The following is a 16,163-nucleotide window of genomic DNA, read 5'->3' on the forward strand; positions in this document are numbered from 1 at the left end:
CTGTCTAAATCGCCTTCGACTTCGCCGCCTTTGTGAACTTCTTGATCACCATTTCGCGCTTCAGCCGCGAGATATGATCGATGAAGAGTACGCCGTTCAAATGGTCGATCTCATGCTGTAGGCAAGTGGCGAGAAGGCCATCGGCCTCCACGGTCTGCTCCTTGCCGTCGCGATCGAGGTATTTGACCGTCACAGCCGCCGGACGCTCGACCTCGGCATAATAGTCCGGGATGGAAAGGCAGCCTTCTTCATAGACAGATCGCTCACCCGAAGACTTGAGGATCTCCGGATTGATGAAGACCTGCGGCTGTTTTTCCTCGCCCTCGCGCGAAACGTCGATCACCAGCATACGGCGCGGCACGCCGACCTGAATTGCAGCCAGACCGATGCCCGGCGCGTCGTACATCGTTTCCAGCATATCGTCGGCAAGACGCTTGAGATCGGCATCGACCCGCTCGATCGGCTTGGAAACCTGGCGGAGAACGGGATCTGGAAGAATGATAAGTGGCTTGATGGTCATGGCGTTCCCATAACCTATCTTTTCCGGCTAGGGAATTATCCTGAAACCCCGGAAGGCGCTTTTTTGCGCCGCCTTTCGGAATTTGCCGCATTCGGTTAGGTTGCGCGGCACTCCGGAAATTGCGCTGTGGATTTGTTCACGTTTTGATCTAGCCATTGCCTCCGAGTTTGTTATTGTGCGCGAATGAACAACGCTACCGACTCGCTGACGATTTCGCTCGCCGGGCTCAGCCCGGTCATCCTTGCTCTTGCCGGCGGCGCTATTGCTGTTGTTGTCGTGGTGCTCGTTCTGCTGTTCAGGAACGGCAATCTCCGCCGCGAGCAGAATGAGGAGGCAGCGATCCGGGCCGCGGAAGCCGATGCCCGAATGTCCGAGCTTCTGAAGATCCAGGCCGAGATGAAGGGACGCATCTCGACGATGGCTGAGGTCTTCGGCACACGTCAGGCCGAACTCAACCAAGCGATCGGTCAGCGCCTCGACGGCATGTCGCAACGCGTTAACACGACAATCAGCGAACAGACGAAATCGACGCACGAGAACCTTCAGCGGCTGCAGGAACGGCTTGCCGTCATCGATGCGGCTCAGAACAACATCCAGACACTGGCGAAAGACGTCGTCGGGCTTCAGGCTATCCTCTCCAACAAGCAAACGCGCGGCGCCTTCGGCCAGTCCCGCATGGAGACAATCGTCGCCGACGGCCTGCCGATGGGTGCCTATGCTTTCCAGCAGACGCTTTCAAACGGCTCGCGGCCGGACTGCACCGTGCGCATGCCGAACAGTGCACCGCCCCTGGTCATCGATGCCAAATTTCCTCTCGAAGCATGGAATGCCATTCGCGACGCGGGCAATCCGGACGCCACCAAACTTGCCTCGCAACAATTCCGCCGCGACATGGAAATCCATATCCGCGATATCTCGGAGAAGTATCTTATCCAAGGTGAGACACAGGAGACGGCATTTCTCTTCGTTCCTTCGGAATCGATCTTCGCTGAAATCCACGAGAATTTCGAGCCGATCGTCCAGAAAGCGCATCGTTCCCGCATCGTCATCGTTTCGCCTTCGCTGCTGATGCTGTCGATCCAGGTCATCCAGGCCGTTTTGAAGGATCAGCGCATGCAGGCGCAAGCGCACGTCATCCAGGGTGAGGTAGCAATCCTGATGGATGATCTCGGGCGGCTTGATGAGCGCGTGCGCAAACTGCAGACTCATTTTTCCCAGGCACAGCGGGATATTGATCAGATCATCACGTCCAGTGACAAGCTCTCCAAACGCGGCGCAAAGATCGAAGCGCTGGAATTCGAGGGCGGAGGAGCACTCAAGCAGGAACGTGAAAGCGGACCTCCGGCGAAGTCGGTCGAGAGCCGCACCGGGCTTCTTAAACTCCGGGTGGTTGACGAAGAGTGAGCCCATCGGGCAGTGTCCGTCCGCATAAGAAGCATGACGGGAAACCCTTTATGATCACAGTTTTCGGCTCCATCAACATGGACCTCATCGCCACGACCGATCGCCTGCCGAAGCCCGGCGAAACGGTGGCCGGCAACGGCTTTGCAACGGCGGCCGGCGGCAAGGGAGCCAACCAGGCATTGGCCGCGCGACGTGCCGGCCAAGTGGTCCATATGGTGGGCGCAGTCGGCAAGGATGAATTCGCTGCTCCGGCGCTTGCGCTTCTCGATCAGGCAGGCACCCGCCTTGCAGGTGTCAAGCATGTCGAAGGGCCGACGGGAACAGCGCTGATTATTGTTGGTGGAGACGGCGAGAACATGATCGCCGTCGTGCCGGGCGCAAACGGGACTATCACGGCTGGGGACGCCGATGCGGCAATCGGCGCCATGAGCAAAGGCGATATCCTGATGCTGCAGTTCGAAGTGCCCGCGCCGGCGGTTGAGCGTGCGCTAACCGCAGCCAAGGTCAAGGGCGTCACGACCGTCCTCAATCTCGCCCCGCTTATTGCGGACGCCCCACGGCTCGGGCGTCTCGCCGATATCGTCATTGCCAACGAGACGGAGTTCGAGCGGCTTGCCGGCCAGGACAACATGAGCACAGCTGACCGCGAAACGGCGTTAAGGCGCCTGCACGAAGAGACGGGACAGACATTGATCGTGACGCTCGGCGCAGACGGCGTGATCGCAATCCGGGATGGTGTCGTTACACGAGCGAAGGGACTGAAAATCGAGCCGGTGGATACCGTCGGCGCTGGCGATACGTTCTGCGGCTACTTTGCCGCAAGCCTCGATGAAGGCCTCGATTTTGAGGCTTCGCTGCGCCGGGCCGCCATCGCCGGCTCGCTGGCCTGCCTCAAGGCCGGAGCACAGCCATCCATTCCCTTGTCCGCCGAAGTCGCAAACAAGATATAGTCTTGTCTATTTTGACCGAACACTCGAAGAAATATGAATCAACTCAATATATTAGCAGAATGAATCGATATAGTTTCATTCAAATTTAAGGGATTTCCGGCGATCTTTCTTTGATCGCCTGGCTTTTCTCGAAGGCCCTGGCACGTCACGGCTGCTCCATGACGGCGCGGCATTTCCTCCCCGTGCCGGAGAATGCGCCTCCGGTGCGTCGCCACTGCCGAGGAACCCATGTCCATCTTCCGCATGAAGTCGCTTGCCGCAAAGCTCATCCTCATTACAGGCGTGGCCATCGCGCTTGTGATGCTGATCTCCAACCTTTTCCTGATCGACCAAACGCGCGATCGCGTTCAGATGCTGACGATGGACCAAGCCAATCTCGAGGCGAAATCAATTGCCAACGAGATCGCTGCAAATGTAGGCGAGTTGGCGAGCGCCGCGCGCTCGATGTCGGGCGTCGTCGGCCGCGGTCACGAAGGCAAGACCTTCGACCGCAAGGGCATCGTAAACATCCTCAAGGCTAACCTCGAGCAGAATGCTTTTGCCTTCGGAAGCTGGTTCTGCGAACAGCTCGGCGCCTTCGACGGCAAAACAACCGAGATCGCCGATAAGCTCGATGAGGGCACGAACAAGAACGGCGCCTTTACGCCCTATTGGTCGAAGACGAGGGGAGGCGCCATCCAGTTTTCGACCTTCGACAACGATTATGCCGCGGAATGGTGGAAACTTGCGGCCGAAAGCGGCAAGGGCGCCATCACCTCACCCTATCTCGCCGAAGGCACCGATGTTCCAACGCTGCTGACCTCCATCGCCTATCCCGTCATGTCCGGCGGCAAGATGATTGGTGTCGAAGGCGTCGACATCTCGCTCAAATCCCTCACCGACAAACTGCAGGCATTGCATCCCTTCGGTTCGGGTCGCGTCACCCTCGTTGCGCAAAACGGCAACTGGATCGTGGCGCCGACGAAAGAACTGATGTCGAAACCCTATGGCGACGGCGAAGGTGCGGCCGAAGTTCAGACAGCGCTAGCCTCGATGACATCAGGTGTGGTTCGTAACCTCGCCTTTGATGGCTATGAACCTTTCGACCGCGTCGTTTATCCGTTTGCCGTGCCGGATCTTCATGCAACGTGGGTCGTGCTCGTTGATGTTCCCCACAGCGCCATTAACGCACCAGTGCGCGATCAAACCTTCATGATGATCGCCGGTGGCATTGTTGTCCTCGGTGCCGTCATGCTGGCTCTCTATTTTGCCGTCCGCTCTTTCGTGCAAATGCCTCTTGGCTCGCTGGTTGCGAGTGTCAAAGCGCTTAGCGACGGCAAGTATGAAGAGCCGGTCACCGGTCAGGACCGCGCGGACGAAATCGGTTCCGTCGCCAAAGCCCTCGAAGGATTCCGGTTTGCGCTTGCCGATACGCAACGGCTCGAAGCAGAGGCTGACAATCAGCGCAGTGCCGCCGAAACTGAACGCAGCCGTTCTGAAAGCGAGCGGCAGGAGTCGGTCGCGCTGCAGCGCCAGATCGTTTCCATCGTCGGTGCCGGGCTCTCCGAACTATCGCAGGGCAACCTCGGCCATCGCATCACAGAGGCGTTCCCCGGCGAATACAACAAGCTGAAGCAGGATTTCAACGCTGCGCTTGCCAGTCTTGAAGAGACGATCAACACGATGAACGTCAGCGTCGTGAACATTGGCTCGGGCACCAGCGAAATCAGCAACAGCGCCTCGGATCTTGCCAAGCGCACGGAACAGCAGGCGGCAAGCCTGGAAGAAACCGCCGCCGCGCTCAACGAGCTGACCGTTCAGGTCAATTCGAGTGCTGACAATGCGCGGACGGCCGCCGGCAACGTTAATCTCGCCTGCGAAGACGCAGAAAAATCCGGCGAGGTGGTGCAAAAGGCAATCGCCTCCATGCACGGCATCGAGCAGTCATCGACTGAAGTCTCTCGCATCATCGGTGTCATCGATGAAATCGCCTTCCAGACAAACCTCTTGGCGCTCAACGCAGGCGTCGAAGCGGCGCGCGCCGGTGAAGCGGGTAAGGGGTTCGCTGTGGTTGCTCAGGAAGTCCGCGAGCTGGCCCAACGCTCTGCAAATGCAGCCAAGGAAATCAAGACGCTCATCAACACCTCAGCCATCCAGGTCAAGGAAGGCGTCGATCTCGTCGGCCGGGCCGGGGGTACGCTGCATAAGATCGCCGAGCAGGTGATGGGCATCAACGGTCTCATCCGCCAGATCTCAGCCTCCGCAAGTGAGCAAGCGATCGGCCTCAAGGAAATCAACCAGGCGATGAACCAGATGGACCAGGTGACCCAGCAGAATGCGGCAATGGTCGAAGAGGCGACAGCAGCCAGCGTTGCGCTGAACGACGAAGCGCAGACGCTGAAGGCCCTCGTCCTTCGCTTCCGTGTGTCTGGTCAGGGGAACGCCACGGCGCTGCGCTCGGCGGCACAGCAAATGCGCGCCCCTGCAACTCCGGCGCCGACCTACCGTTCTCCGGCTCCCGCGCCACGCCGAGCTGTGCCACAGTCGCACGGTTCGGCTGCCGTTGCGCAGGACAACTGGGAAGAGTTCTGAGGCAGGGCTCGGCACTGATGAAAAGAGGCGTCCGGACAACCGGGCGCCTCTTTTTATTTTAGACGATCGTCCGCCGCTCAGGCAGCGTTTGATGCTTGCTCTTCGTTGAGGAAGGCATAAATCGCCGATGCGGAATCGGTGGCGCGCAGCTTCGCGACGAGATCGTGATCGCGAAGCACCCGCGCAATGCGCGACAGCGCTTTCAAATGGTCGGCGCCCGCCCCTTCCGGAGCGAGAAGCAGAAACACCAGATCGACCGGCTGGTCGTCCAGCGCTTCGAAATCGACTGGACTTTCCAGCCGTGCAAAGACACCGACAATCGAGCGGGTGCTGGCAAGCTTGCCGTGCGGAATGGCGATACCATTGCCGACACCCGTCGAGCCGAGACGCTCACGCTGCAGAACGACGTCGAAAATTTCCCGCTCGGAAAGGCCGGTGATTTTGGAGGCCTTTGCCGCCAATTCCTGAAGCAACTGTTTCTTCGAATTTACCTTTAGGGCGGGAATGATCGCATCTTGGTGCAGCAGATCTGCCAATGCCATTTCTTTTTCCTTCTGTCGCCGAAACCGGATGATCGGGAGAGCGGCGTCCCCGCCGCTCATCGCCCGGATGTCAGCTCTTGATATTGGCCGCGTCGATCCAGCCAATATTGCCGTCATGCCTGCGGTAAACGATGTTCAAATGTTCCTTGCCCGGGCTACGGAACAGAAGCAGCGGCTCATCCGTCATATCGAGCGCCATCACGGCGGTCGCGACGGACATGGTTTTCAACTGCTTCGTGCTCTCGGCAACAATGACCGGGGCGAAATCGTCGGGAACCTCTTCTTCATGATCCGGGACCGCGTCCATGACCGTATAGGCGACTTCCGCAGACCCATTCAGATGGTTTCCGGCATGATGATCCTTGAGCTTGCGCTTGTAGCGGCGGAGACGCTTTTCGATGCGCTCCGAAGCTGCATCGAATGCGAGCTGCGGGTCCATCGCTTCGCCTGCCGCATGCAACACCACCCCGCTGTCGAGATGAAGCTTGCAATCGGCAGAGAAGCGCGAACTCGATTTCTCCACAATCACCTGACCGGAATAGCCCCCGTCAAAGTATTTCGTGATGGCCATGTCCATTTGGTCCTCGATCCTTTGACGGAACGAGTCCCCAATTTCCATGTGTTTACCGGATACACGCACACTCATCGAGTTTCCCTTCTTATAGTGGTTTGCGGTACCAGTTTACGCCAACGCCACACCTCATCCAAGCACTTCACGTAGACTCAAGCAAGATCGGCTTAAGTCGCGTGCTCCAAGCGCCCTGAGGATGATGGGGATAAGTCCAAACGCTGTTCACAGCGCCAATTGCGGCGGGCTTCTAGCGGTAGACTATCGAAATGTCAACGGGTGCGCCGCGGCGCGAATATGGAAATTCAGTCAAGGGTTGATTTAGCTCGGCTTTTAAAAGCCCGCAACCTTCGCCAATGCCCGCTTTTCGCGCCGCCGCTGAACGGAGGACGCGATATTCATCGCCTCGCGGTACTTTGCAACCGTACGGCGAGCCAGATCGATGCCGTCCTTCTTCAGCATGTCGACAATGTCATCGTCGGAGAGGACAGCATCCGGGCTTTCCCGCATGATCAGAGAGCGGATCCTGTGGCGAACGGCCTCAGCAGAATGGCTGTCGCCGCCCTCCACCGCGCTGATCGAAACCGTGAAGAAATATTTGAGTTCGAAGAGGCCGCGCGGCGTCAGAATGTACTTATTCGAGGTGACGCGGCTGACGGTCGACTCATGCATCTTGATGGCATCTGCGACCGTCTTCAGATTCAGCGGGCGCAGGTAATCGACGCCATGCATCAGGAAGGCGTCCTGCTGGCGGACGATCTCGCTTGCCACTTTCATGATCGTCTTCGCGCGCTGATCGAGACTGCGCGTGAGCCAGTTGGCGCTCTGAAGGCATTCGGACAAGAATGCGTAATCGCCGCCGTTCTTTGTAACCTTGGCGAAATAGGATTGATTGACGAGCACGCGCGGGAGCGTATCCGGGTTCAGCTCTACCAGCCAGCTTCCATCAGATGACAAACGCACGACGACATCCGGCATGATCGCTTCGGAAAAGCTGGCCTCAAAGCCGCTGCCGGGTTTCGGATTCAGCTGGCGAATCTCCGATAGCATATCAAGCAAGTCTTCCTCGTCCACGCCGCAAAGCCGCTTCAGCGTCGCGAAGTCGCGCCGTGCCAGCAATTCGAGGTTGGAAACGAGGGCCTGCATGGCAGGATCGAAGCGATCCTTCTGTTTTAGCTGGATCGACAGGCATTCGGCCAGGGTGCGCGCAAAGACGCCAGGCGGATCGAGGGTCTGTAACTCGGTAAGAACACGTTCGGCGGCCGCAGGATCGGTGCCCAGTCTTTCACCGATGCCGACGGGGTCGCTCTGCAGGTAACCCGCCTCGTCGAGCTGGTCGATTAACTGCTGCGCGATCAGCCGGTCACTTGCATCCGGCAGGACGAATGGAATCTGCTGGGCAAGGTGATCTCTGAGAGAGACCTGGCCGGCAACAAAATCGTCGAGATCGTAATTCCCTCCGTCGCCGCCTCCCGGCATCGACTTCCACTGGCTGATCAGCTCCGGCGCATCGGCCCGCGGCGGCGCCCCATCATCCTGGTAGACGTTCGCATAATTGGCGTCCAACTCCTCACTCAGCTGGCTGGTACTGCCGCCGTTGCCGTTGTCGTACCAGTCTCCGGAAAGTGCATCGAGGCGGTCATCATCTTCATCGCCCTGGCGGCCGTGCAGTTCATCCTGCACATCGGGATCGCTGCCCGTTTCGGCGTCATCTGACGGAAATTCGAGCAATGGGTTCTTCTCAACTTCCTGCGCAATGAACTGGACAAGCTCGAAGTGCGTCATCTGCAGCAACTGGATGGATTGCATCAGTTGCGGCGTCATCACCAAGGACTGGTTCTGTCGCAGGAAAAGATTGGCAGACAGGGCCATAGCGGACGCGAAACTCCCGTTCAATTCCTCCGGGAAACCGCGTTCGAGAAGAGTTCGGGCCGCGGAAATCCAACTTGGCCCAAAAATTGCTTTTTTATTCTATTTGGTCAAGCGCAAGTATGACAGGAAGGTGAATTTCCGTCGCCTTCGATCCTATCAAAGGCTGAATTTGTCACCAAGATAGAGCCGGCGCACTTCCGGATTGTTGACGATGTCGTTCGCGCGGCCATGCGTCAGCACTTCGCCGGCATGGATGATATAGGCTCGATCGATGAGGCCCAGCGTCTCGCGCACATTGTGGTCGGTGATCAAAACGCCGATGCCGCGTGCCGTCAGATGGTGCACGAGGTTCTGGATGTCCGCGACCGAAATGGGATCGACGCCAGCAAAAGGCTCGTCAAGCAGCATGAAGGTCGGATCGGTTGCAAGTGCGCGTGCAATTTCCAGACGCCGGCGCTCACCGCCCGACAAAGCGACAGCCGCCGATTTTCGCAGCTTGGCGATATGGAATTCCTCCAGAAGCTCATCGAGCTTCTTCTCCCGCTCCGTCTTGTCCTTCTCATGCACTTCGAGCACGGCGCGGATATTCTCTTCGACCGTCAGGCCGCGGAAGATCGAGGCCTCCTGCGGCAGGTAGCCGACACCGAGACGCGACCGGCGATACATCGGCATCGTCGTCACGTCATTGCCATCGATCTCGATCGTGCCTTCGTCCACCGGCACGAGACCGGTGATCATATAAAAGCAGGTTGTCTTGCCGGCACCGTTCGGTCCCAGAAGGCCGACAGCTTCGCCGCGCCTAACGACCAGCGAGACGCCGTTGACAACACGCCGTGTGCTATAGGTCTTCGTCAGACCGCGTGCAATCAGCGTGCCGTTGTAACGGCTCTTGTCGCCGCCAGCGGCAGAGTCCGCGGCCGATTGCGGCCCGGCCTTGCCGAACATGGTTGAAAGCGAGAATAATTTCACGTCGGGAGGCCGGTTTCAGTTCTTTTTCTGGGATTTTGGATCAAGCTGAATCTGGACGCGCCCCCCGCAGCTATCCAGTTGCGCCCGTCCGGTCTGCATATGAACGGTGAGCTGGCAGCCTGTGAAGACATTCGGGCCATCCGACAGTACAACCTTGTCGCCCTTCAGAACGAAGAGCTGCTGTGCCATATCGAAGGAGCCGTTGTCGGCGGTTGCTGTCTGCGTGCCGGAGCTCAAGAAAACCTTATCGGTCACAATGATACGGTCGATGTCGGCATTGCCGGACGAGATCGACGCCGCTCCAGCGTCAGTCTTCGCGCCGGCTGGCTGCGAGTCACCTGCCTTTGCCTTGTAGAAGACCGTCATATGACCGGCCTGCAAGGTCGTCTTCCCCTGGACGACTTTTACGTTGCCGGTGAAGTCGGCCTTGTGCTCCTGATCTTGAATCTCGAGCTTGTCGCTTTCGATCTGGATCGGTTGATTGCTGTCGAGCTTCAGGCCATCCATCTGACTGGTGGTCGCCTGTGCAAAGGCCGCCCCTGCCACTAGCAGAAGCGCTATCGCGCTGCGGGCAAATGTTACGCCTGACTTACGAATTGAAAAGTGACAATCTATTGTCATGAGTGACCCGGCTGTTAGGTGCCCTGTTTACGGATGACGGATGGATCGACATTCATGCGAACGTTCCCCTCGAATGTGATCACGCGCCCCTTATCCGTCATCTTGAGCGACTGCGCAACAATCGAAGCGCCGTCTTTTTGAATCTCGATAGGGTCGTCCGTTGTCATTTTGCCGCCCTTGATATCGAGCTTGGCAGATTGAAATTTCGCCGTCAGACCGTTGCTCAGCAAAATCGTGAATGGGTCTCTCAGAGCAAGGTTGTCCGTGGATCGATCATAATCGGCCGTGGCAGCCTCGACGCGGGCGATCAGATCATCGCTGACCGGCACCGCAGCCTTGATCGTTTCGAGCGTGATAAGGTTCGGATTCTTGATGTCCTGCAGCGCGCGCTCGGCAAGCATCGAATAGTTGATGCCGTCGGCATTACGGCCGGCGATCGCCGGCTTTTCCATGACGATCTTGCCGTTTTCGATCTTGGCGCCTTCGATCTTGAGGTTCTCGGGCAGGTAAGCCCGGACCATCGAGACCGCAATGAAGACAAGCGAAATGGTGACAGCAGCGATAGGCAGCAATATCTTCAAGCGGCGGACACGTGCAGAATGGAAGAGCGCGGCCGCATAGGCGCTCTGTACAGGCCTGACAAAGGCAGGCTTCCCGCTGCTGTTCAATGTGTTGAGCATTAACATGTCCGTGTCTGTTGATCGGCAACCCTATATAGGAACTATGCCCGCCAATCACAGATCGTTTCGCATTATTACACTAGCTTGCCAATATGGATTTTTTTCTGCAACTAGCAAATAAGGCATGAAAATGAAGTAAACCGGGATTTCCGAAGGGGAATGCCACCTTATCTGATGCCATGTTGCATGAAGCCGGCGCGCCGGCTCTGGAGGACTTTATGGACAGTTCGACGATCGCTGATCGCCGCAGGCTTCGCCGCAAACTCGGCTTCTGGCGCATTGCGGCGGTGGTACTCTTGGTCGCGCTTGGCTTTGCTCTTTACCAATTCGTCGCAGGCGACATCGCCACGCAGCGGCCGCACATCGCCCATGTGACGATTTCCGGCCTCATAACCGACGACGACGAGTTGCTTGAGAGGCTGAAGAAGATCGAAGAGAACGACCGGGTCAAAGGCGTCATCGTCTCCATTTCTTCGCCGGGCGGCACGACGTATGGCGGCGAAAAGATATTCAAGGCCATCCGGGCGATTGCTGTGAAGAAGCCGGTCGTCTCCGATGTCCGGACGCTTGCCGCTTCCGCAGGCTATATGATCGCGGCCGCCGGCGACACGATCATTGCTGGCGAAAGCTCGCTCACCGGTTCGATCGGCGTGATTTTTCAGTATCCGCAGATCCAGCCGCTGCTCGACAAGCTCGGCGTCTCGCTTCAGGAGATCAAGTCGTCGCCGCTGAAGGCAGAGCCATCGCCCTTCCATGCTGCCAGTGAAGAGGCGAAAACCATGATCAATAATATGGTCATGGACAGCTACGCCTGGTTCGTCGACCTTGTTGCCGACCGCCGCAAACTGCCGCGCGACGAGGTGCTGAAGCTCGCCGACGGCACTATTTTCACCGGCCGTCAGGCGGCGAAGGTCAAGCTCATCGACCAGGTCGGCGGCGATCCGGAAATCCGCAATTATCTCGCTACGCGGGATGTCGGCAAAAACCTTCCGGTCGTTGACTGGGACAAGACGAGCACCACGCCTTTTCTGCTTGCGGGGGCTGTTTCCAGGCTCGCAGCTCTGCTCGGCTATGGTGATCTCGTAAGGAGCCAGGACATCGAGGGAATTCTGCCACAAAAGTTGCTCCTTGACGGGCTCGTTTCAGTTTGGCAGGTTGGCCGCGATTGATAAGAAATCAATAATTTAAGGGGGCGACCGTGATCAAGTCGGAATTGGTGCAGATCGTTGCCGCGCGCAACCCGCATCTTTATCACCGGGATGTCGAGAATATCGTCAACGCGGTTCTCGACGAGATCACCGATGCGCTCGCAGCGGGCAACCGTGTCGAGCTTCGCGGTTTCGGTGCATTTTCCGTCAAGAACCGCCCTTCGCGCTCCGGCCGCAATCCGCGTACCGGCGACACCGTCTTCGTCGAAGAAAAGTGGGTGCCCTTCTTCAAGACCGGCAAGGAGTTGCGCGAGCGGCTGAACCCCGGCCAGCCCAACCACGACGATTGAGCTTCGTCCGGACCGCGTCGAAACCGCGCTTGAACTTCGCGCGCACCTTTCTATTCTGCTGAGCAGTCATGCGCCGCATCGAAGCGGCGCGACCACGCGTGGAGGCCATGGATGGCGAAGAAGATCATTAACCTTTTGATTTTGCTGCCGCTCGGCATCATTCTCATCGTCTTCTGTGTTGCTAACCGGCAGAGCGTGACGCTGGCATTCAACCCCTTCCGGCCCGACGATCAGGTTCTTGCGCTTTCTGCGCCTTTCTTCGTGTTCATCTTCGTCGCGTTGATTATCGGCATGCTGATAGGCTCGGCCGCCACATGGTTCGCCCAGAGCAAACACCGCAAGCGTGCGAAAGTCGAGGCGAAGGAAGCCGTTCGCTGGCAGAGCGAGGCGGATCGGCACAAGAGCCGCGCGGAGGAGATCGCCGGCCAATTGCCCTCCCGCTGATCGACCATCAGGCAGGAATGAAGCTCAGTTCCTCGTAGTCGCCTTCGGCGGACGTGCCATTGCCAGTGACCACAAAGCCGCGGCCGGCATAGAATGTCTTGGCGCTTCTGTTGTTGACCAAACACTTCAACCGGTATCTACGACGCGGCCACCCCGGCAAAGCCTTCAGCAGCGCGGTACCGACACCCTCCCCCTGCCATTCCTTGCGAATGTAGAGCATGTGGATGAAATCATCCGCGGGCCAGAGTGTCATGAAGCCGGCAATCTCGCCCTCCGGCGCTTCGGCGACCCAGACAATTTCACCCTGCGAATGCGCGAGGAACTCCTCATGGCGAAATTTGCCGGGATCGACCCAAGTAAAGGTCTGCCTGCGCACGTTGAGATAGATATCGCTGAGCTGCCCGTTGTCTGAAGGGCGCGAATTTCTGACTGTGTATTTCATAGATGCGACTTAGAATAGGCCGAAGACCGTGCCAAGCCTTGAGCCGCTATTGCGCGGCCTTTTCGCTGACGACCGTATTGAAATCCGAGAAGAACTGCTGCGCAAGCTTTTGCGAGGTCGAATCCACCAGCCGCGCTCCAAGCTGGGCAAGCTTGCCGCCGACCTGTGCTTTGACCGCAAATTGCAGCACTGTCTCGGCACCTTCCGCCGTCAAGGTGACGTCGGCCCCGCCCTTGGCAAAGCCTGCTACGCCGCCCTTTCCCTCACCCGAGATCGTGTAGCTCTCAGGCGCGTTGACATTTGTCAGTGTCACCTCACCGTTGAAGGTCGCCGAAACGGGGCCGATCTTGACCTTGACGACCGCCGCAAGCTCGGTTGGCGACTTCATCTCCAGGCTTTGACAGCCGGGGATGCATCGCTTCAAGACTTCTGGATCATTCAAGGCTATCCACACCGCATCGCGCGGTGCATTGATACGTTCCTCGCCAGTCATGTCCATACGAAACCCTCCCGTTCCATTTCTCCAAACTATCACAGCCGGAAAGCACTTTGCCAAGGTGGCACGGGAATGCTATTTGCACGGGCTCCATCAAACTTAAGACGCGGAAAACACGTTGAGACAGAAAGAGCGCCGGCCGGGCCATAAGCTGCAGCCTGCCGGCTCCCCTGGCAATCGCCGTAATGACGAGCACTCGAGCCGCCCGCCAAAAGCGGTTAAACCTCTGGCCGCACGGGAGACCGCGCGAGAGGCAGCCGCGCCTGCTGCAAGCGAGCGGCCGTTGAAGAACCGCGCCGGCGACCGTCCTCATGAGCGTGTTCCTGTTATTCTGGAATCCCTCGGCGCAGGCGATTTTCACCTCATCGACAGCGGCAACGGCCTGAAGCTCGAACAATACGGCCCCTATCGCATCGTCCGACCCGAGGGTCAGGCGCTCTGGCAGCCATCGCTGGCAGCCCATGTCTGGGAAAAGGCCGACGCGATCTTTACCGGCGATACGGACGAGGAAGGCACTGGCCGCTGGCGCTTTCCGAAGGAGGCGCTTGGCGAGACCTGGCCATTGAACCTCTTGAACGTAGATTTTTACGGGCGTTTCACGTCCTTCCGCCACGTGGGCGTCTTTCCCGAGCAGATCGTCCACTGGAGCTGGATGAAGGAGCAGGTCGAGGCGGCCGGGCGGCCGTTGAAGGTGCTGAACCTCTTCGGCTATACCGGCGTTGCATCGCTGGTTGCGGCAGCGGCCGGCGCGGAAGTCACCCATGTCGACGCCTCCAAGAAGGCGATCGGCTGGGCGCGTGAAAATCAGGCGCTTGGCCGCATGGAAAAGCTGCCGATCCGGTGGATTTGCGAAGACGCGATGAAGTTCATCCTCCGCGAGGAACGCCGCGGCAACACCTACGACATCATCCTCACCGATCCGCCCAAATTCGGCCGCGGCCCGAACGGCGAGGTCTGGCATCTCTTCGAACACCTGCCATTGATGCTCGATGTCTGCCGCGATATCCTGTCACCGCAGGCGCTCGGCTTGGTGCTGACCGCCTATTCCATCCGCGCAAGCTTCTATTCGATCCACGAATTAATGCGAGAGACGATGCGCGGCGCAGGCGGCGTGGTGGAATCCGGCGAGCTCGTGATTCGCGAGGCGGGCCTTGACGGCAAGACGAAGGGCCGCGCGCTATCGACCTCCCTCTTCTCCCGCTGGGTGCCGAAATGAGCCATGAACATCGAGGCCACGGCCCGCATAAGGTCGGACATGTGAAAGAGGTTACCTCGCTTGCCAATCCGATCATCAAGGACATCAAGGCGCTGACCAACAAGAAGTCGCGCGAGGAGAGCGGCACCTTCATGGCGGAGGGCCTGAAACTGGTGATCGACGCGATCGAGCTCGGCTGGACGATCCGCACGCTGGTTTATGCCAAGGCCGCCAAGGGCAAACCGCTGGTCGAGCAGATGGCAGCAAAAACCGTTGCGTCCGGCGGCCTCGTTCTCGAAGTCAGTGAAAAGGTCATTTCCTCGGTCACGCGGCGGGACAATCCGCAGATGGTGGTCGGCATTTTCGAGAGCCGCTGGAAGCCGCTGAAGGACATTCGCCCGAAGGATGGAGAGACCTGGATTGCTCTGGACCGTGTGCGCGATCCCGGCAATCTCGGCACGATCATCCGCACGGCGGATGCCGCAGGCGCCTCCGGAGTTATCCTCGTCGGGGAAACGACCGACCCGTTTTCCCTTGAAACCGTGCGCGCCACGATGGGCTCCGTCTTCGCCGTGCCCGTCGCGAAGACGACGCCTGAGGAATTCATCAGCTGGAAGAAATCTGCCGGCGTGTCCGTCGTCGCCACGCACCTTGCAGGCTCCGTCGATTACCGCACGATTGATTACAAGAAGAAGCCAGTCGTTCTCCTGATGGGCAACGAGCAGTCCGGCCTGCCGGATCAGTTGGCGAAGGAGGCCGATGCACTTGCGCGCATCCCCCAGCAGGGACGCGCGGACTCCCTCAATCTCGCCGTCGCCAGTGCCGTGATGCTTTTCGAAGCGCGCCGCCATCTCCTTTCACTTTCCGAGGGCAAATGACCGAAAAGATGCTTGACCGTCCGGCGCTCTTCTCGCGCCCGGCGCCGATCCTGATCTTCATTCTCATCGCAGTCGTCGTCGACCAGGTCGTCAAGATCGCGGTCGATCGCTATTTGCCGCTTCAGGAAGCCGTGCCGGTGATCCCGATGCTGGCGCTCTACCGCACCTACAATCTGGGCGTCGCCTTTTCGATGCTGTCGGGCATGGACGGCTGGTTCATCGTCGGCATGCGGCTCGTTATCGTGGCCTTCGTTCTCTGGCTCTGGCATCGGACCTCGAAGGACCGCTGGATTGCGCATATCGGTTTTGCGCTGATCATCGCCGGTGCGCTCGGCAATCTGATCGACCGCTTCCTCTACGGCCACGTCATCGACTACATTCTCTTCCACACCGAAAGCTGGTCCTTCGCCGTCTTCAATCTCGCCGACAGCTTCATCACGGTCGGTGCCGGCTGCGTCATTCTCGATGAGCTTCTGCAGCCGAAAAAGATGGAAAGCTAAAATCTTACGCTTT

18 protein-coding genes are annotated in these 16,163 nt (G+C 58.6%); 9 read left to right on the plus strand and 9 right to left on the minus strand.

Annotation, left to right across the window (positions count from 1 at the left end; all coding sequences use genetic code 11):
• Positions 1-4: 4 nt before the first annotated feature.
• Positions 5-520, minus strand: a complete 516-nt coding sequence (def, locus tag ACZ9BX_RS13365) for a peptide deformylase (RefSeq protein ID WP_476218472.1) — start codon at positions 518-520, stop codon at positions 5-7.
• Between the two features lie 183 nt (positions 521-703).
• Here def and ACZ9BX_RS13370 point away from each other — a divergent pair, with 183 nt between their 5' ends.
• The 3 genes from ACZ9BX_RS13370 (at position 704) to ACZ9BX_RS13380 (ending at position 5,445) form a co-directional block, all read left to right on the plus strand.
• Positions 704-1,924: a DNA recombination protein RmuC gene (locus tag ACZ9BX_RS13370; RefSeq protein ID WP_476218473.1), complete on the plus strand. Its 1,221-nt coding sequence runs from the start codon at positions 704-706 to the stop codon at positions 1,922-1,924.
• A 50-nt stretch (positions 1,925-1,974) separates the two neighbouring features.
• Positions 1,975-2,874, plus strand: a complete 900-nt coding sequence (locus tag ACZ9BX_RS13375; protein ID WP_476218474.1) for a ribokinase — start codon at positions 1,975-1,977, stop codon at positions 2,872-2,874.
• A gap of 228 nt (positions 2,875-3,102) precedes the next feature.
• A complete protein-coding gene (locus ACZ9BX_RS13380; protein ID WP_476218475.1) occupies positions 3,103-5,445 on the plus strand; it encodes a methyl-accepting chemotaxis protein in 2,343 nt (780 codons plus the stop codon).
• A 77-nt stretch (positions 5,446-5,522) separates the two neighbouring features.
• On the opposite strand, the gene ptsN is transcribed toward ACZ9BX_RS13380, so the two are convergent.
• The 6 genes from ptsN to lptC form a co-directional block, all read right to left on the minus strand.
• The gene (ptsN, locus tag ACZ9BX_RS13385; RefSeq protein WP_027510792.1) at positions 5,523-5,987 is read right to left on the minus strand and encodes a PTS IIA-like nitrogen regulatory protein PtsN; all 465 of its coding nucleotides are present in this window, start codon (positions 5,985-5,987) and stop codon (positions 5,523-5,525) included.
• 70 nt (positions 5,988-6,057) lie between these two features.
• Positions 6,058-6,633, minus strand: coding sequence for a ribosome hibernation-promoting factor, HPF/YfiA family (hpf, locus tag ACZ9BX_RS13390; protein ID WP_027510793.1), 576 nt, complete (start codon positions 6,631-6,633; stop codon positions 6,058-6,060).
• Between the two features lie 255 nt (positions 6,634-6,888).
• On the minus strand, positions 6,889-8,427 hold the full coding sequence (gene rpoN, locus ACZ9BX_RS13395) for an RNA polymerase factor sigma-54 (RefSeq protein ID WP_476218476.1): 1,539 nt from the start codon (positions 8,425-8,427) through the stop codon (positions 6,889-6,891).
• Positions 8,428-8,583: 156 nt separating this feature from the next.
• Positions 8,584-9,372: an LPS export ABC transporter ATP-binding protein gene (gene lptB / locus ACZ9BX_RS13400; protein WP_476220005.1), complete on the minus strand. Its 789-nt coding sequence runs from the start codon at positions 9,370-9,372 to the stop codon at positions 8,584-8,586.
• A 39-nt stretch (positions 9,373-9,411) separates the two neighbouring features.
• Positions 9,412-10,017: an LptA/OstA family protein gene (locus ACZ9BX_RS13405; protein WP_132560372.1), complete on the minus strand. Its 606-nt coding sequence runs from the start codon at positions 10,015-10,017 to the stop codon at positions 9,412-9,414.
• A 14-nt stretch (positions 10,018-10,031) separates the two neighbouring features.
• Entirely contained in the window at positions 10,032-10,697 is a 666-nt protein-coding gene (gene lptC, locus ACZ9BX_RS13410) for an LPS export ABC transporter periplasmic protein LptC (protein ID WP_132560374.1), read from the minus strand.
• Between the two features lie 218 nt (positions 10,698-10,915).
• Between lptC and sppA the strand changes: the two genes are divergently transcribed.
• From sppA to ACZ9BX_RS13425, 3 genes are all read left to right on the plus strand, one after another.
• Positions 10,916-11,866, plus strand: a complete 951-nt coding sequence (sppA, locus tag ACZ9BX_RS13415) for a signal peptide peptidase SppA (RefSeq protein WP_476218477.1) — start codon at positions 10,916-10,918, stop codon at positions 11,864-11,866.
• A 29-nt stretch (positions 11,867-11,895) separates the two neighbouring features.
• Positions 11,896-12,195, plus strand: a complete 300-nt coding sequence (locus ACZ9BX_RS13420; RefSeq protein WP_027510799.1) for an integration host factor subunit beta — start codon at positions 11,896-11,898, stop codon at positions 12,193-12,195.
• Between the two features lie 111 nt (positions 12,196-12,306).
• Positions 12,307-12,639 carry a LapA family protein gene (locus tag ACZ9BX_RS13425; protein ID WP_132560378.1) on the plus strand — a complete coding sequence of 111 codons (333 nt, stop codon included), beginning with the start codon at positions 12,307-12,309 and terminating at the stop codon, positions 12,637-12,639.
• Positions 12,640-12,646: 7 nt separating this feature from the next.
• Here the strand turns inward: ACZ9BX_RS13425 and ACZ9BX_RS13430 are convergent, their stop codons facing one another.
• On the minus strand, positions 12,647-13,081 hold the full coding sequence (locus tag ACZ9BX_RS13430; protein ID WP_476218478.1) for an N-acetyltransferase family protein: 435 nt from the start codon (positions 13,079-13,081) through the stop codon (positions 12,647-12,649).
• Positions 13,082-13,127: 46 nt separating this feature from the next.
• A complete protein-coding gene (locus tag ACZ9BX_RS13435) occupies positions 13,128-13,580 on the minus strand; it encodes an SRPBCC family protein (RefSeq protein WP_476218479.1) in 453 nt (150 codons plus the stop codon).
• A gap of 115 nt (positions 13,581-13,695) precedes the next feature.
• Between ACZ9BX_RS13435 and ACZ9BX_RS13440 the strand changes: the two genes are divergently transcribed.
• Genes ACZ9BX_RS13440 through lspA form a run of 3 tightly spaced genes read left to right on the plus strand, consistent with a single transcriptional unit; the run spans position 13,696 to position 16,150 of the window.
• Positions 13,696-14,793: a class I SAM-dependent methyltransferase gene (locus tag ACZ9BX_RS13440; protein WP_476218480.1), complete on the plus strand. Its 1,098-nt coding sequence runs from the start codon at positions 13,696-13,698 to the stop codon at positions 14,791-14,793.
• The gene (locus tag ACZ9BX_RS13445) at positions 14,790-15,650 is read left to right on the plus strand and encodes a TrmH family RNA methyltransferase (protein ID WP_476218481.1); all 861 of its coding nucleotides are present in this window, start codon (positions 14,790-14,792) and stop codon (positions 15,648-15,650) included. The genes ACZ9BX_RS13440 and ACZ9BX_RS13445 overlap by 4 nt, the downstream gene beginning before the upstream one ends.
• The gene (gene lspA, locus ACZ9BX_RS13450) at positions 15,647-16,150 is read left to right on the plus strand and encodes a signal peptidase II (RefSeq protein ID WP_476218482.1); all 504 of its coding nucleotides are present in this window, start codon (positions 15,647-15,649) and stop codon (positions 16,148-16,150) included. Before ACZ9BX_RS13445 ends, lspA begins: the two co-directional genes overlap by 4 nt.
• Positions 16,151-16,163: the final 13 nt, after the last annotated feature.

Source organism: Rhizobium sp. USDA 3886 (assembly GCF_056279785.1).

What these genes read in the sequence shown, in the direction of transcription:
- def (WP_476218472.1), bottom strand. Translation starts at nt 520, where the DNA reads ATGACCATCAAGCCACTTATCATTCTTCCAGATCCCGTTCTCCGCCAG.
- ACZ9BX_RS13370 (WP_476218473.1), top strand. Translation starts at nt 704, where the DNA reads ATGAACAACGCTACCGACTCGCTGACGATTTCGCTCGCCGGGCTCAGC.
- ACZ9BX_RS13375 (WP_476218474.1), top strand. Translation starts at nt 1,975, where the DNA reads ATGATCACAGTTTTCGGCTCCATCAACATGGACCTCATCGCCACGACC.
- ACZ9BX_RS13380 (WP_476218475.1), top strand. Translation starts at nt 3,103, where the DNA reads ATGTCCATCTTCCGCATGAAGTCGCTTGCCGCAAAGCTCATCCTCATT.
- ptsN (WP_027510792.1), bottom strand. Translation starts at nt 5,987, where the DNA reads ATGGCATTGGCAGATCTGCTGCACCAAGATGCGATCATTCCCGCCCTA.
- hpf (WP_027510793.1), bottom strand. Translation starts at nt 6,633, where the DNA reads ATGAGTGTGCGTGTATCCGGTAAACACATGGAAATTGGGGACTCGTTC.
- rpoN (WP_476218476.1), bottom strand. Translation starts at nt 8,427, where the DNA reads ATGGCCCTGTCTGCCAATCTTTTCCTGCGACAGAACCAGTCCTTGGTG.
- lptB (WP_476220005.1), bottom strand. Translation starts at nt 9,372, where the DNA reads ATGTTCGGCAAGGCCGGGCCGCAATCGGCCGCGGACTCTGCCGCTGGC.
- ACZ9BX_RS13405 (WP_132560372.1), bottom strand. Translation starts at nt 10,017, where the DNA reads ATGACAATAGATTGTCACTTTTCAATTCGTAAGTCAGGCGTAACATTT.
- lptC (WP_132560374.1), bottom strand. Translation starts at nt 10,697, where the DNA reads ATGCTCAACACATTGAACAGCAGCGGGAAGCCTGCCTTTGTCAGGCCT.
- sppA (WP_476218477.1), top strand. Translation starts at nt 10,916, where the DNA reads ATGGACAGTTCGACGATCGCTGATCGCCGCAGGCTTCGCCGCAAACTC.
- ACZ9BX_RS13425 (WP_132560378.1), top strand. Translation starts at nt 12,307, where the DNA reads ATGGCGAAGAAGATCATTAACCTTTTGATTTTGCTGCCGCTCGGCATC.
- ACZ9BX_RS13430 (WP_476218478.1), bottom strand. Translation starts at nt 13,081, where the DNA reads ATGAAATACACAGTCAGAAATTCGCGCCCTTCAGACAACGGGCAGCTC.
- ACZ9BX_RS13435 (WP_476218479.1), bottom strand. Translation starts at nt 13,580, where the DNA reads ATGGACATGACTGGCGAGGAACGTATCAATGCACCGCGCGATGCGGTG.
- ACZ9BX_RS13445 (WP_476218481.1), top strand. Translation starts at nt 14,790, where the DNA reads ATGAGCCATGAACATCGAGGCCACGGCCCGCATAAGGTCGGACATGTG.
- lspA (WP_476218482.1), top strand. Translation starts at nt 15,647, where the DNA reads ATGACCGAAAAGATGCTTGACCGTCCGGCGCTCTTCTCGCGCCCGGCG.